Raw genomic sequence first — 571 nt, 5'->3', positions numbered from 1 at the left:
AATCCGTCCATCGTGACCACCTTGACTCGGTCTCGAAAAGCCTGGTCGCGGGCGTTGAGCCACTCAGTGAGGACCTTCGCCGAACGGCCCGGGACCATGTCCAGCAACCGGGACGGGCCGGTGCCGTCCACGACCGGGGTGAGGTCGACGAGAACGGTGACGAACGAGCTGCTGCCGTCGCCGCGCACGTGCTTCCATTTGTGCTCATCGACCCCGAGAACGCGGACGCCGTCGAAGTGTCCGGGCTGGTCGTAGACCATGGCGCGGGTCTCGGAGACCGCCAAGTCGTTGACCAGGTCCCATCCCAGCCCGAGGGCCTTGGCGACCGCGGACACGCTGGTGCGGTCGATCGCCAAGCGCTGCAGGATCCAGCGGCTGCACCGGCGGGTGGTCTTGGCCCGAGCCTCCGCCAACAACGGCAGCCGCTGCTGGAAAATCCGCGTCTCGCATTCGATGTTGTCGCAGGTCAAGCGCGGTACCCGCACGTGCAGTCTGGTCGGGTGCCCGACGATTGGTGGCCCTTCCGGATTCAGAGTGCATTGATCCGATCCCGCAGCTGTCCGGAGTGAAT

Annotated in this window: 1 protein-coding gene; it reads right to left on the bottom strand. The window is 66.0% G+C overall.

Annotation, left to right across the window (positions count from 1 at the left end; genetic code table 11):
- The coding region (locus NR111_RS18265) for a transposase (protein ID WP_256821632.1) at nt 1–571 on the bottom strand (571 nt) is incomplete at both ends.

The sequence above is a fragment of the Dietzia sp. Die43 genome (genome assembly GCF_024519835.1).
Lineage (GTDB): Bacteria > Actinomycetota > Actinomycetes > Mycobacteriales > Mycobacteriaceae > Dietzia > Dietzia kunjamensis.
Note: the sequence above shows the minus strand (reverse complement) of the source record. Positions and strands in the feature narration are given on the sequence as shown.